Below are 13,297 nucleotides of genomic sequence, written 5' to 3' on the forward strand. Positions count from 1 at the left end.
ACATCGGTTTACCAATGAGATAAATGCGTTGAAAAGAGGAAGAATATTTCCCGGCTCCCTGCGCCAACTCGTGTTGATGGCCTTCCTGTTCGTGCTTCTACCCCTGCTGGTATTGGCTTATCAGGCATATCAAAGTCTGGATCACCTCAGTTCTCAAGCCGCTGAAATCAATCGCACCACGCTAACCGATGCGCGTCGCAGTGAAGCGATGTCGAGCGTTGCCTTAGAAATGGAGCGCAGCTATCGGCAATATTGCGTGTTGGATGATCCTGCCTTGTCTCGTTTATACGACAGCCAGCGCAAGCGCTACGCGCAGATGCTCGACGCCCACGCCTCCGTGCTCCCCGACGTTCGCTATTACCAATCGCTGCGAGGCTTACTGACCCAACTCGCCCAATTAAAATGCCAAAATAACAGCCCGAACGCCGCCACCTCAGCGCAACTGGAAGACTTCGCCCGTTCGAATGCCGAAATGGTTCAGGCCACGCGTGAAGTGATTTTTACCCGCGGCCAGCAGTTGCAGCGCGCCATCGCCGAGCGCGGCCAGTTCTTTGGCTGGCAGGCGTTGGTGCTGTTCTTGCTTAGCGGGGCGCTGGTCTTGCTGTTTACACGGATGATTATCGGCCCGGTTAAGCGCGTAGAGCGGATGATTAACCGGCTGGGTGAGCGAGGCACGCTGGGCAATGCCGACAAGTTTAAAGGGCCACGAGAAATTCGCTCCCTGGCTCAGCGTATCGTCTGGCTCAGTGAGCGTCTGGCGTGGCTCGAGTCACAGCGCCACGAGTTTTTGCGCCATATTTCTCATGAGTTAAAAACTCCCTTGGCCAGTATGCGCGAAGGCACCGAGCTGTTGCAGGATGAAGTCGCAGGCCCTTTAACGGCCGATCAAAAAGAGGTGGTGGCGATCCTCGATGACAGCAGCCGCCACTTACAAACGCTGATCGAACAGCTGTTGGACTACAACCGCAAACTCGCCGATGCGCCAATGGAGAAGGAGCGCGTGGATTTAGCGGCCATGGTCGACAGTATCGTGGCATCCAACAGCCTTCCCGCCAGAGCCAAGCAAATTAGCACCGAGGTCAATATGGCGGCCCAATTCTGCTGGGCGGAACCGACTTTATTGATGCGCGTGCTGGATAATCTCTATTCCAATGCGGTGCACTATGGCGCTGAATCCGGTAACATTTGGGTCCGCAGTCGGCAGTCACAAAACCAAGTGATCATTGACGTTGCCAACACGGGAAATACCATCCCTGAGGCCGAAAAAACGATGATTTTCGAACCTTTTTATCAGGGAAGTCAGCAGCGCAAGGGTGCCGTAAAAGGCAGTGGTTTGGGGCTGAGCATTGCACAGGATTGCATCCGCAGAATGCGCGGAGAATTACGGTTGGTCACTATTGACCATGCCGACGTGTGTTTTCGTATCGAATTGCCATTAACTGCTGAGAAAAATGATTAAAAAACGCCAAATTAAGCATGACGGCCTGTTAAAAAGCGCCGCATCTTTTTTATTCCGTATTCAGCACGGGTTGAAAACCGCAGTATGCCGCGCCACTTTGGCGGTCATTGTTGCTCCAACCCTCCTCGCAGGCTGTACTTTGCACTCTTCCAGTGACAGCTATTATCGCCCGGTCGAGGATGTGATCCCGACCACCAAAGTGGTGGATTTCCGCCTCGCGCCTTGTGAAACCCTGTGGGCGCTGGATGATAGCGACGCCATAAATAACTCGCTTTTCTGGCTGCGGGCGATGGATTGCGCGGACCGAATGAATGACGCTCAGGCGCGCTATCAGGCTGAGCAAATCAAAGCTAACTCGTGGGATACCGTGTTCAAGCAGAGCATCCTGCGCGCCGGGGCCGATCCGGACCAGCAGCAGCGTCGCGCGCTGTTAGCTCGCGTTAATGAATACCGCGTCCAGATGCCCGGCTCCATTCGAACCTTGGTGCAACTGTGGCGCGAGCGGCAAACCCTGCAAGTGACGCTGGGGGATGAGAAAGCGCGTAATGCGCGGCAGGCCGCCGTGTCCGAAAGCAAAATAGAGCAGCTCACCGAGCAGCAAGTGGCATTGCAACAGAGCTTGACGGATACTCAGCGTAAGTTAAAAAACCTGACGGATATCGAGCGTCAGCTCTCTTCGCGCAAGCAGATGCAGAGTGATTTGCCGGACAACGATTCGGCCTCTGCAACGGTTAAGCCGGAAGAGACTTACCAGCCACCGATTAAAGGGCAGAAGAAACCATGACGTTACGCAAAGCCGCCAGCCTGTTGCTGGTCGATGACGACCCGAGCCTGCTGAAGCTGTTGGGTATGCGCCTGACCAGCGAGGGTTTCCGCGTCACTACCGCCGAAAGCGGAGCCGAGGCGCTACGTCTGCTTAATCGTGAACGTTTTGACTTAGTGATCAGCGACTTGCGCATGGATGAAATGGACGGCATGGCGCTGTTCGCCGAGATCCAACAGCATCAGCCGGGCATGCCGGTGATTATCCTCACCGCCCATGGTTCCATCCCCGACGCGGTTGCCGCCACCCAGCAGGGGGTGTTTAGCTTCCTTACCAAGCCCGTTGATCGCGACGCGCTGTATAAAGCGATTGACGCCGCGCTGTCTCTCTCCTCGCCGAGTGGTGATGAGAGCTGGCGTGAGGCGATTGTCACGCGCAATCCGGTGATGCTGCGGCTGCTGGAGCAGGCCAATATGGTGGCGCAGTCTGACGTCAGCGTGCTGATTAACGGCCAAAGCGGCACGGGGAAAGAGGTGTTGGCACAGGCGATCCACGCCGCCAGCCCGCGAGCCAAGAAGGCTTTCACGGCGATTAACTGTGGCGCGCTGCCCGAGCAGCTTCTGGAGTCTGAACTCTTTGGTCACGCCAAAGGGGCCTTTACCGGCGCGGTGAGTAGCCGGGAAGGACTATTTCAGGCGGCGACGGGGGGGACGCTGTTTTTAGATGAAATCGGTGACATGCCGCTTTCGCTTCAGGTCAAACTGCTGCGCGTGCTGCAAGAGCGCAAAGTGCGCCCGGTGGGCAGTAATCACGACATCGATGTGGATGTGCGAATTATCTCCGCGACCCACCGCAATTTGCCGAAAGCCATGGAGAAGGGCGAGTTTCGCGAAGATTTGTTCTATCGCCTGAATGTCGTTAGCTTAAAATTACCGGCATTAAATGAGCGTGCAGAAGATATTCCCTTGCTGGCGAACCACCTGCTGCGGGTCGCCGCGCAGCGACATAAACCTTTTGTACGCAGCTTCTCAACCGACGCCATGCGACGCCTGATGGCTGCCAGCTGGCCGGGCAATGTTCGCCAGCTGGTTAACGTGATTGAGCAGTGCGTGGCGCTGACCTCCGCGCCAGTGATTGGCGAAGCCTTGGTACAGCAGGCTTTGGAAGGGGAGAACACTGCGCTGCCGACCTTCGTCGAGGCGCGTAATCAGTTTGAACTCAATTACCTGCGCAAGCTGTTGCAGATAACCAAAGGCAACGTGACCAACGCGGCGCGTATCGCCGGGCGCAACCGAACCGAATTCTACAAGCTGCTTTCTCGTCACGAGTTGGAAGCGACCGACTTTAAAGAGTGAGCACGACGCTCTTTGACTATGTTACCTTTACCGTCTGCCTGTGCATTGCCGCTGGCAATCAGAATGTGAACCACGCTGCCGCTCAGGAAGGCGGAGAGCAAATGAATGATTATAAGGGTCCGCCATGAAGAAAATTGATGCGATTATTAAGCCGTTTAAACTCGATGATGTCCGTGAAGCCTTGGCCGAAGTGGGTATTACCGGCATGACCGTGACAGAGGTGAAGGGTTTTGGGCGTCAGAAAGGCCATACCGAACTCTACCGCGGCGCTGAGTATATGGTGGACTTCCTGCCTAAAGTGAAGATTGAGATCGTAGTGGCTGACGATATCGTTGATACCTGTGTCGAAACCATTATGACCACTGCCCAGACCGGCAAAATCGGCGATGGCAAAATCTTCGTGTTCGACGTGGCGCGCGTAGTACGTATTCGTACTGGCGAGCAGGATGAAGAAGCGATCTAATTGCCGTTTTCAGTCTTATGACCAGAAAACGCCAATAAAAAAGGCTGACGCGATGTCAGCCTTTTTTTATGCATCTGTTTTAATTACAGCACTTTATGCGGGCCGAAGCATTCGTAATGAATGTGGTCGACGGCAACCCCGAGCGCCACAAGCTGCTGGGCCGCGAACTGCATAAAGCCCACCGGGCCGCAGAGATAGAATTCGGTCGTCGGGTCGGCGAGCTGGCTTTTCAGCAGGCTAAGGTCCATCAGTCCCTGAGACTGATACTGCTCGCCCGGCAAATCTTCCGCCTGCGGCTGGTTATACCACACGTGGCTTTGCAGCTGCGGCAGGCAATTTCCCAAAGATTTCACTTCATCCGCGAAGGCGTGAACCCGGCCATTTTCAGCGGCGTGCAGCCAGTGAATAGGGGCCTGATGTTGATTGGCGGCCAGCACGTTGAGCATGCCGAGCATGGGCGTTTGGCCGACACCGGCGGAAATCAGCGCGACGGGCGTCTGAGGCGTCACCTCGAGGAAGAAATCACCGTGCGGCGCGGCCAGATGCACCACGTCCCCTTCCTGAGCCTGGTTATGCAGGAAATTCGATACCTGACCTTGCTCTTCGCGCTTCACCGCAATGCGATAGGTTTTGCCGTTTGGTGCCTGAGTCAGTGAATACTGGCGAATTTCCTGATTTTCTAACTGCTGGCTGCGAATATAGACCGCCAGATATTGCCCGGCGTTAAAATCTGCCACCGGCTGGCCGTCTACCGGCTCCAGCACAAAACTGGTGATTAAATCACTCTGCGGACGCTTCTCCTTGATGCGGAATTCGCGGGTGCCAGACCAGCCGCCTTTCTTCTCGGCGCTCTCTTTATAAATATCGGCCTCACGCTGAATAAACACCCCGGCCAACACGCCGTAAGCTTTGCCCCAGGCATCCAGCACTTCCTGACCCGGACTGAACATCTCATCCAGCGTCGCCAGCAGGTGAGTGCCGACAATGTTGTACTGCTCGGGTTGGATGGTGAAACTGGTGTGCTTTTGCGCGATGCGCTCAACGGCAGGCAGCAGCGCGGCGAGATTTTCGATGTTAGCGGCATAGGCACAGATGGCGTCAAACAGTGCCTGCCGCTGATCGCCGTTGCGCTGGTTGCTCATATTAAAAACGTCTTTCAGCTCAGGGTTATGCGCGAACATGCGATCATAAAAGTGGGCGGTTAATTTCGGTCCGGTGGCGGCGAGCAGGGGGATGGTGGACTTCACGGTGGCGATAGTTTGGCTGTCTAGCATGGTGTTAGCTCCCTGGGCTTAGGCCCGTATCTCAGCGATAAATTCTTAAACATGTATTTTTAATGCATCTTATAGCGAGGATTTATTGTTGTAAATAGCCATGCCGGAATCATGGGTTTCATAAAGCGTGCGGGCGGGGTCACAAAGCTGAAAAATATGCATGTTATGGTGAAGAAAACTCCCTTGATTACGCTAAGTCCCTAACGGATAGAAGCCTTGCCGTGTCTGAAGCCAATCGATTGCCTAAAAACATTAAACCGACTCTATCCGCAGGCGTCTTAAACATTTACACTGTTGCGCAGAACCCGGAAGGGGCATTTATTTTTTAGTTTGTTGAGTCAGGAGATGCGGATGTTAAAGCGTGAAATGAACATTGCCGATTATGATGCTGAGCTGTGGGCAGCAATGGAGAAGGAAGTTGTTCGTCAGGAAGAACATATCGAGCTGATTGCGTCAGAAAACTACACCAGCCCGCGCGTCATGCAGGCTCAGGGTTCGCAACTGACTAACAAATATGCCGAAGGTTATCCGGGCAAACGTTATTACGGCGGCTGCGAATACGTGGATATCGTTGAGCAACTGGCTATCGACCGCGCAAAAGAGCTGTTTGGCGCAGACTTCGCTAACGTGCAGCCACACTCTGGCTCACAGGCTAACTTCGCGGTTTACACCGCGCTGTTGCAGCCGGGCGACACCATTCTGGGGATGAACCTGGGCCACGGTGGTCACCTGACTCACGGCTCTCCGGTAAACCTGTCTGGTAAGCTTTATAACGTGGTGCCTTACGGCATCAACGAAGGCGGCGATATCGACTATGAAGACGTTAAGCGTCAGGCCGAAATCCACAAGCCAAAAATGATCATCGGCGGCTTCTCTGCATTCTCTGGCGTGGTTGACTGGGCCAAGATGCGTGAAATTGCTGACAGCGTTGGCGCCTACTTCTTCGTCGACATGGCACACGTTGCCGGTCTGATTGCAGCTGGCGTTTACCCGAACCCAGTGCCACACGCACACATCGTCACCACCACTACCCACAAAACGCTGGCGGGTCCTCGCGGTGGTTTGATTCTGGCGAAAGGCGGCAGCGAAGAGTTCTATAAAAAACTCAACTCAGCCGTATTCCCTGGTGGTCAGGGCGGCCCGCTGATGCACGTGATTGCCGGTAAAGCGGTAGCCCTGAAAGAAGCGATGGAGCCTGAGTTCAAAACTTACCAACAGCAAGTGGCTAAAAACGCACAGGCTATGGTGGCCGTGGTGATGGAACGTGGTTACAACGTGGTTTCTGGCGGTACACACAACCACCTGTTCCTGATGGACTTGGTTGATAAGAACCTGACCGGTAAAGAAGCCGACGCCGCGCTGGGCCGTGCTAACATCACCGTCAACAAAAACTCCGTGCCAAACGATCCGAAGTCTCCTTTCGTGACCTCTGGCGTGCGTATCGGTACTCCGGCTGTTACCCGTCGTGGTTTCAAAGAAGCCGAAGTTCGCGAACTGGCTGGCTGGATCTGTGACGTTCTGGACAACATCAACGACGAAGCCACTATCGAACGCGTTAAGAAAAACGTGTTGGATATCTGCGCACGCTTCCCGGTTTACGCGTAATGTCTGACCGAGTCTGAGTGTGATCACTCAGGACTTGCAGCGTTTTGATCTGAATAAATAAACCCGCCTCGGCGGGTTTTTTGTTAATAGCCAGCCATAACTGTGAGCCGCCTTACATTCCTCTCTTAACACCTTCACTGCTGATTGCTAGCTAGTGTGACCTCTGTCAAAGTATCGGCCATAAAAACCGGAGGAACTATGGTATTGCGTTCAACGTATTGGCTAGGGCTTAGCTATTTCACCTACTTTTTCAGCTACGGTATTTTTCTGCCTTTCTTTGGGGTTTGGCTAAAAGGCGAGGGTATCTCTTCTGAAAATATCGGGTTATTGCTGGGGGCCGGCTTAGTTTCACGTTTCCTCGGTACCTTAATCATTTCTCCTGCCATTAAAGATCCCGCCCATTTAATTACCGGCCTGCGCATTTTGGCACTGCTGACACTGGCCTTCGCGGTGGGCTACTGGTTTGGCAACGGCTGGGCGTGGTTGATGATCAACATCGCCGGGTTTAGCATCTTCTTCGGCCCGTTAGTGCCCCTGACCGATGCCCTTTCTGGCACGCTACAGCGCCAAATCACCATGGATTACGGCAAAGTCCGCGTCTGGGGATCAATAGCCTTTGTGATAGGTTCGGCGCTGACCGGCAAGCTGGTGTCGGTATATGGCCATAATGCGATTCTTTACACGCTGACGGTCGGCATCGCCGCCATGCTGCTGGGGATGCTGTTCCGCCCGAGCGTTAAGCCGGTGGGAGCCAAGCGCGAAAACAACGAGCCGGCCATTTCCTGGAAAGCCTTGCTGAGTGAAACGCCGGTCTGGCGCTTCTTACTCTGCGTCTCCTTGCTGCAAGGTGCCCACGCGGCCTATTACGGTTTTAGCGCGATTTACTGGCAGGACCAAGGCTATTCCGCCTCGGTGGTGGGGTATCTATGGTCGCTGGGCGTGGTGGCGGAAGTGCTGGTGTTCACCTTCAGCAATAAGCTGTTCCGCCGCTGGAGCGCGCGCGATTTGCTGCTGCTCTCCGCCTGCTGTGGCGTGGTGCGCTGGGCATTGATGGGGGCATTCATCGAGCTGCCTTGGCTTATCCTGATTCAAATCCTACACTGCGGCACTTTCACGGTTTGCCATCTGGCGGGGATGCGCTTTATTGCCTCGCGCCCTCGGGATCAGGTTATCCGCCTGCAATCGGTTTATTCGGCGTTAGCCATGGGCGGCGGCGTAGCGGTGATGACCATGATTTCCGGCTTCTTGTTTGAGCATCTGCACGCTGGGCTGTTCTTCGTGATGGCGCTGGTGGCGGCACCGGCCATTTTCCTGCGGCCGAAAGTGACGCCAGTCGCGATCGATTAATGAGCTTCGAGCAGCGAGCGAATGCGTTTTCGCTGCTCTTTTGCCAATGGCAGTTGGGTGTGAATGACCAGCGGGTCGGCGTCGGTGATCCGTGTTGCGTAAGGCGTGACAATCATGGCGACGCCGGCCGGTGCGCCGAGCTGCTGGAAATCCGCCAGCGTCTGATATTGAATATTAAGTGGCAGCAGGGTCGCCTCGCGGATCTGCTGTTCAACCGCCTCTTCCAACTGCGGGTTATTGTCGGTCAGCAGTAAAATCTGCTTTTCGTGCAGGGCGTTACCTTGCATCAGCCACGCGCCGAAGGTCACGGCGACTAAGCCCACTTCCTCCTCCGAAAGCCGAATCTGGTACTCCAGTTGGAAATCCTCCAGCGCCTCGCGAGTGGTACGCACCAGCCTTGGATACATACGCGTGACTTCATCTTGCAGCAGATTGTCGATACCAATCGCAAAATGGCAGCGTTCAATCGCCGGGCCAAGATGAGCAAAAAGCTGGCGAGCTAGCCCCTCATCGCTGCTGAACTTCATTCCGGCAACTTCTTGGAAATTGGCAATTAATCGCGCCACTTGCTGAGTGAGTTGCTCATCTTCCAACGAGCCGCTACTGCTGTACTGGTGGTTTTTCAGCAATCTCAGCAGCAGGGTGAAGAAGTCGCGTTCACCCTCGGCTAGCTGCCCGCCGCTGATGTGCTGAAGCTGAGTGAACAGGCGACTGGCGGCAGTAAACTCCGGTTTTTCGCGCAGCCACTGGCACTGTAAATCAGTCAGTTTGGCGGGCTCGAAGCTGTTATCCCCTTGAGACAGGTTTTGCCACAGGCAGTACTGTAGATAGACGCGCAGAAAAGTCTGGTCGCGCTCGCTAAACTCCCGGCTCAGCTGGGCGGCGCACTGGCTTATCAGCCGATTCAGCTCGTGCTCATAAAAATGGCTGTCGGCGAAGCGATAGGGGGCCAGCGCCTGATGTAGCCACGGTGAAAAATGCTGATTGATAAAGGCCGGAGAGGTGCGCAGGGCGCGGCGCAGGCCGTGAAACAGGCACAGCCGCAGGTCAAGCTGTTCGCCCTGTAACTGGCATGCAGACTCGCCAAACTCCAGAATATTCAATCGATGCAGGCGGTTTATATCTCGGTGGACATCGGCAAGATCCTGCCGAGTGGTGGGGAGGTCAGTGCCATTTATTTGGCTGATCGTCTCCAGTTGCATTGCCGGTAACGGCGCATACAGCATCAACAAAACATGGCAGCGCCGTTGTTGACCGGAGAGCTCAGGCACGGGGGCGGTGTCCAGGCTCATAAGACCTTCTATATACTTACGCGTGAAATTATATGCAAAGCATAGCAAACCACGGGTTGAGCGACGCGGCGAAGCTCACGGTTTTACACCGGCTTACAACTCTGATCACAGTTATTTTTCTCATCCGCTTAATTGCACCAGTAAAAACTGTTACTTTGTAACAATTAGCAGCAGGTATTCACTGACTTTACGGGCCTTAACCATGGAAAAGACCTTTATTCGCGCCAGGAACCGGCGTTCTTCCTGCCTGAAAATGAGCTTATTGGCGTGCAGTCTGTCACTGCCGTTGGCAGCTCAGGCGCATCCGCACAGTTTTATTGATATGCAAACCACGCTGGTGACCAAGGACCAGCAGCTTACCGGCCTGAAAATGGTCTGGACGATGGATGAAATCACCTCGGCGGATCTGCTTTATGACGCGCAGAAGGCCAAGTCAGATTCTACCGTGTGGAAAAAGCTGGCCGCCGAAGTGATGGCGCGGGTGCTGAGCCAGCACTACTTCACTGACTTTTACCGCGACGGCAAACCGATTAAATATCTCGATTTGCCGAGCGAATATCAGCTGTCGCGCAAAGGCGATCAGGCGGTGCTGGAGTTCGTCATGCCTTTGGCGGCCCCGCAGCCGCTGTCCGGCGCGCCGATGATCTTCTCCACTTTCGACCCAAGCTACTTTGTCGATATGACCTATAAAGATAAAACCGCACTGCACATGCCGCCGGAGCTGGCGCAGAGCTGTAGTTTGGCGCTCTTCACCCCGAAGCCGGACGCGTCGCTGCAAAGCTACGCGCTGTCGCTGGATAAGGCCGACGCGCCGCCGGAAGACATGGATTTGGGCCAGCAGTTTGCGCAGAAGGTAACTTTGCAATGTCATTGAATTTGATGGAAAACCGGAAGCGCCACTGGGCGTGGGATCTCTGGCCGCTGGCAGTATTCCTGCTGCTATTGGTCGTCGGCGCGGCCGCCCTGTGGCAATACTGGCCGCGCATTCTGCTCAACAGCATTATCTGGCAGCGAGCGTTGCATCAGGAGCTGGCCGGGCTTTTGCAGCAGGTGAAGGCCAATCCGCAAAAAGCCGGGCTGACATTAATGGGCTTCAGCCTGATTTACGGCATTGTTCACGCTATCGGGCCGGGCCACGGCAAAATCGTCATTACCACCTATTTGGCGACTCACCCCTCGCGGCTAAAAAACAGTTTAAAGCTGACCTTCGCCTCCGCCGTGGTGCAGGGCTTAGTGGCGGTTTTACTGGTGACGCTGATGCTCGGCGTGTTGCAGCTCTCCTCGCGGCAGCTGCATCAAAGCAGCTTCTGGCTGGAGCGGGGGAGTTTCATTCTGGTGATGCTGCTTGGGGTTTTACTCTGCTGGCGGGCAATTAAGCGTTGCTACTTCACCTTGAAAAGCTTGAAACCGCGACGAGGGTTGACCATTAACAGCCTGCGCCCGCTGGCTGATAACCACGTCCACGATGAGCACTGCGGCTGCGGGCATCAGCATCTGCCGACTGACCAGCAGCTTCAAGCCGGGAGCGACTGGCGCACTCAGGCGACAATTGTGCTGGCTATGGGACTGCGGCCTTGCTCCGGGGCTATCATGGTGCTGCTTTTTTCCAAGGTGATTGGTGTCTATCTGTGGGGCGTGCTGTCCGCGCTGGTGATGGCGCTCGGCACGTCGATTACCGTTTCGCTGATTGGCTTGCTGGTGTTTTACAGCAGGGCGATGGCGGTGAAGCTGAGTGCCAAACGCACACCTGCCGCGTGGCAGACCGTGGCGTGGTCGGCACTGGCCTTGGCGGGAGGATTAATTTTGCTGTTGGCTGGCGTCCTGCTCTACACCGCGGGCGGTGCTGCGCCAGATGGCGGTATCGGGCCATTTGGCCGTGGCTAACGGCGGAAAATAGGCATAAAAAAACGGACGCGTAGGGCGTCCGTTTTTCATGGCGAGGCGGAAGGAATTAACGCTTCAGGGCTTCGCTCAGTTCTTCACGCATGGTATTCAAAATACCTTTAACAACGCGCGGGTTGCCAGCAACTACGTTGCCTGACAGGTAGTGGTTGTGGCCGCCAACGAAGTCAGTCACCACGCCGCCAGCTTCACGAACCAGCAGTTCGCCACCGGCGAAATCCCAAGGTTTCAGGCCGATTTCGAAGAAACCGTCAACGCGGCCAGCTGCCACGTAAGCCAGGTCCAGCGCAGCAGAACCGGTGCGGCGGAAGTCAGCGCACTCGTTGAACAGCTTGCCCAGCACGTTGATGTAGCTGTTAGCGTGTTGCTTGGATTTGAACGGGAAACCGGTGGCCAGAATGGTGCCATCGAGATCTTTTGCATTGGTGCCGCGCAGGCGATAACCGTTGAGCTGTGCGCCCTGACCGCGAGTGGCGGTGAACAGTTCGTTACGCATTGGGTCGTAAACTACCGCAACTTCAGTGCGGCCTTTGATGCGCACGGCGATAGAAACAGCGAAGTGAGGGAGACGTTTAACGAAGTTGGTAGTGCCATCCAGTGGGTCGATAATCCATTGTACGTCTTTGTCTTCGCCAGCCAGTTCGCCACATTCTTCACCAATAATGGTGTGTTTTGGGTAGGATTTGCGAATAACGTCAATAATCAGATGCTCAGCATCGCGATCAACGTTGGTAACGAAATCGTTAGTGCCTTTCTGAGTGGTTTCGACAGAATCAGGCGTTTCATAATGTTTGGCAATTAAGTTACCGGCCTTGCGCGCAGCGCGCACGGCGATGGTTAGCATCGGATGCATGGATATCTTCCAACTAGGATGTTAAAGAACGGGAATACGGGAAACGGCGCGCAGTATAGCAGGGGTTCTGAAAATTGACTACCGTTGTGTTAAGCTGCTGTGATTTTCCGCTACGCTTAGAGTCTGTATGCTGCACAATATCCGCATCGTTTTAGTAGAAACGTCCCACACGGGCAATATGGGTTCCACTGCTCGTGCCATGAAAACCATGGGCTTATCGAATTTATATCTGGTAAATCCGTTAGTTAAGCCGGATTCCCAAGCCATTTCTTTAGCTGCAGGTGCCAGTGATGTCATTGGTAACGCCACCATCGTCGACACCCTCGACGAAGCACTGGCGGGTTGTAGTCTGGTGGTGGGAACCAGCGCCCGATCGCGAACCCTGCCTTGGCCGATGCTCGAACCGCGCGAGTGCGGCGAGAAAAGTGCCAAAACCGCAGAAACCGCGCCGGTAGCCTTGGTATTTGGCCGCGAGCGCGTCGGGTTGACCAACGAAGAGCTGCAAAAATGTAACTACCACGTCTGCATTCCCGCTAATCCTGAATACAGCTCGCTGAATTTGGCGATGGCGGTTCAAATTATCGCTTATGAAGTGCGCGTCGCTTATCTCGCTCTGCAAGAAGCTGGCAAACCTCAGGTCGAATATGAAGAGCCCCCTTATCCTTTGGTGGATGACCTCGAGCGTTTTTACCAACATTTGGAGCAAACCTTGCTGCAAACCGGGTTTATTCGCCAGTCGCATCCTGGTCAGGTTATGAGCAAATTGCGCCGATTATTTACCCGTGCGCGTCCTGAATCTCAGGAGCTAAACATCCTTCGTGGCATTTTGACCTCGATCGACAAGCAGCATAAAGACGCGGAATAAGCCTGAAATTAGCAAGGATTACTCATTTTAACCTATATAAATCAATGTATTGATTTTTCCTTACGGGCGGAAAAAAAGACGCGCTACCCGTAAGGAATAATACTTGAGTAAATTACTAG

The 13,297-nt window shown here is 54.6% G+C and carries 12 protein-coding genes; 9 read left to right on the forward strand and 3 right to left on the reverse strand.

Annotated features, from left to right (window positions below):
• Nucleotides 1-19: 19 nt before the first annotated feature.
• From V2154_RS04420 to glnB, 4 genes are all read left to right on the forward strand, one after another.
• On the forward strand, nucleotides 20-1,459 hold the full coding sequence (locus V2154_RS04420) for a sensor histidine kinase (RefSeq protein WP_353503914.1): 1,440 nt from the start codon (nucleotides 20-22) through the stop codon (nucleotides 1,457-1,459).
• A complete protein-coding gene (qseG, locus tag V2154_RS04425) occupies nucleotides 1,452-2,243 on the forward strand; it encodes a two-component system QseEF-associated lipoprotein QseG (protein ID WP_353501219.1) in 792 nt (263 codons plus the stop codon). The genes V2154_RS04420 and qseG overlap by 8 nt, the downstream gene beginning before the upstream one ends.
• Nucleotides 2,240-3,577: a two-component system response regulator GlrR gene (glrR, locus tag V2154_RS04430; protein ID WP_353501220.1), complete on the forward strand. Its 1,338-nt coding sequence runs from the start codon at nucleotides 2,240-2,242 to the stop codon at nucleotides 3,575-3,577. The genes qseG and glrR overlap by 4 nt, the downstream gene beginning before the upstream one ends.
• A gap of 124 nt (nucleotides 3,578-3,701) precedes the next feature.
• Entirely contained in the window at nucleotides 3,702-4,040 is a 339-nt protein-coding gene (gene glnB, locus V2154_RS04435; protein ID WP_013574351.1) for a nitrogen regulatory protein P-II, read from the forward strand.
• A gap of 83 nt (nucleotides 4,041-4,123) precedes the next feature.
• On the opposite strand, the gene hmpA is transcribed toward glnB, so the two are convergent.
• Nucleotides 4,124-5,314, reverse strand: a complete 1,191-nt coding sequence (gene hmpA / locus V2154_RS04440; protein WP_353501221.1) for an NO-inducible flavohemoprotein — start codon at nucleotides 5,312-5,314, stop codon at nucleotides 4,124-4,126.
• 351 nt (nucleotides 5,315-5,665) lie between these two features.
• Between hmpA and glyA the strand changes: the two genes are divergently transcribed.
• Nucleotides 5,666-6,919 carry a serine hydroxymethyltransferase gene (gene glyA / locus V2154_RS04445; protein WP_353501222.1) on the forward strand — a complete coding sequence of 418 codons (1,254 nt, stop codon included), beginning with the start codon at nucleotides 5,666-5,668 and terminating at the stop codon, nucleotides 6,917-6,919.
• A 198-nt stretch (nucleotides 6,920-7,117) separates the two neighbouring features.
• On the forward strand, nucleotides 7,118-8,266 hold the full coding sequence (locus tag V2154_RS04450; protein ID WP_353501223.1) for a 3-phenylpropionate MFS transporter: 1,149 nt from the start codon (nucleotides 7,118-7,120) through the stop codon (nucleotides 8,264-8,266).
• Here the strand turns inward: V2154_RS04450 and csiE are convergent.
• Nucleotides 8,263-9,558 (reverse strand): stationary phase inducible protein CsiE, encoded by a 1,296-nt coding sequence (gene csiE, locus V2154_RS04455; protein ID WP_353501224.1) that lies wholly within the window; start codon nucleotides 9,556-9,558, stop codon nucleotides 8,263-8,265. The two genes, V2154_RS04450 and csiE, sit on opposite strands and share 4 nt — an antisense overlap.
• 253 nt (nucleotides 9,559-9,811) lie before the next feature.
• Between csiE and V2154_RS04460 the strand changes: the two genes are divergently transcribed.
• Together V2154_RS04460 and V2154_RS04465 are read left to right on the forward strand one after the other, a co-directional pair.
• Complete coding sequence (locus V2154_RS04460) at nucleotides 9,812-10,432, forward strand: DUF1007 family protein (RefSeq protein WP_353503915.1); 621 nt, start codon at nucleotides 9,812-9,814, stop codon at nucleotides 10,430-10,432.
• Nucleotides 10,423-11,442 carry a nickel/cobalt transporter gene (locus V2154_RS04465; protein WP_353501225.1) on the forward strand — a complete coding sequence of 340 codons (1,020 nt, stop codon included), beginning with the start codon at nucleotides 10,423-10,425 and terminating at the stop codon, nucleotides 11,440-11,442. Before V2154_RS04460 ends, V2154_RS04465 begins: the two co-directional genes overlap by 10 nt.
• Before the next feature lie 67 nt (nucleotides 11,443-11,509).
• Here V2154_RS04465 and suhB read toward each other — a convergent pair whose 3' ends face one another.
• Nucleotides 11,510-12,313: an inositol-1-monophosphatase gene (gene suhB, locus V2154_RS04470; RefSeq protein ID WP_034788147.1), complete on the reverse strand. Its 804-nt coding sequence runs from the start codon at nucleotides 12,311-12,313 to the stop codon at nucleotides 11,510-11,512.
• Nucleotides 12,314-12,440: 127 nt separating this feature from the next.
• On the opposite strand from suhB, the gene trmJ reads away from it, so the two are divergent.
• Entirely contained in the window at nucleotides 12,441-13,178 is a 738-nt protein-coding gene (gene trmJ, locus V2154_RS04475; protein ID WP_353501226.1) for a tRNA (cytosine(32)/uridine(32)-2'-O)-methyltransferase TrmJ, read from the forward strand.
• The last annotated feature ends 119 nt before the right edge of the window (nucleotides 13,179-13,297 follow it).

This window comes from Ewingella sp. CoE-038-23, assembly GCF_040419245.1.
In the GTDB taxonomy this organism is placed as follows: Bacteria; Pseudomonadota; Gammaproteobacteria; order Enterobacterales; family Enterobacteriaceae; genus Ewingella; species Ewingella allii.

What these genes read in the sequence shown, in the direction of transcription:
- qseG (WP_353501219.1), top strand. Translation starts at nt 1,452, where the DNA reads ATGATTAAAAAACGCCAAATTAAGCATGACGGCCTGTTAAAAAGCGCC.
- glrR (WP_353501220.1), top strand. Translation starts at nt 2,240, where the DNA reads ATGACGTTACGCAAAGCCGCCAGCCTGTTGCTGGTCGATGACGACCCG.
- glnB (WP_013574351.1), top strand. Translation starts at nt 3,702, where the DNA reads ATGAAGAAAATTGATGCGATTATTAAGCCGTTTAAACTCGATGATGTC.
- hmpA (WP_353501221.1), bottom strand. Translation starts at nt 5,314, where the DNA reads ATGCTAGACAGCCAAACTATCGCCACCGTGAAGTCCACCATCCCCCTG.
- glyA (WP_353501222.1), top strand. Translation starts at nt 5,666, where the DNA reads ATGTTAAAGCGTGAAATGAACATTGCCGATTATGATGCTGAGCTGTGG.
- V2154_RS04450 (WP_353501223.1), top strand. Translation starts at nt 7,118, where the DNA reads ATGGTATTGCGTTCAACGTATTGGCTAGGGCTTAGCTATTTCACCTAC.
- csiE (WP_353501224.1), bottom strand. Translation starts at nt 9,558, where the DNA reads ATGAGCCTGGACACCGCCCCCGTGCCTGAGCTCTCCGGTCAACAACGG.
- V2154_RS04460 (WP_353503915.1), top strand. Translation starts at nt 9,812, where the DNA reads ATGAGCTTATTGGCGTGCAGTCTGTCACTGCCGTTGGCAGCTCAGGCG.
- V2154_RS04465 (WP_353501225.1), top strand. Translation starts at nt 10,423, where the DNA reads ATGTCATTGAATTTGATGGAAAACCGGAAGCGCCACTGGGCGTGGGAT.
- suhB (WP_034788147.1), bottom strand. Translation starts at nt 12,313, where the DNA reads ATGCATCCGATGCTAACCATCGCCGTGCGCGCTGCGCGCAAGGCCGGT.
- trmJ (WP_353501226.1), top strand. Translation starts at nt 12,441, where the DNA reads ATGCTGCACAATATCCGCATCGTTTTAGTAGAAACGTCCCACACGGGC.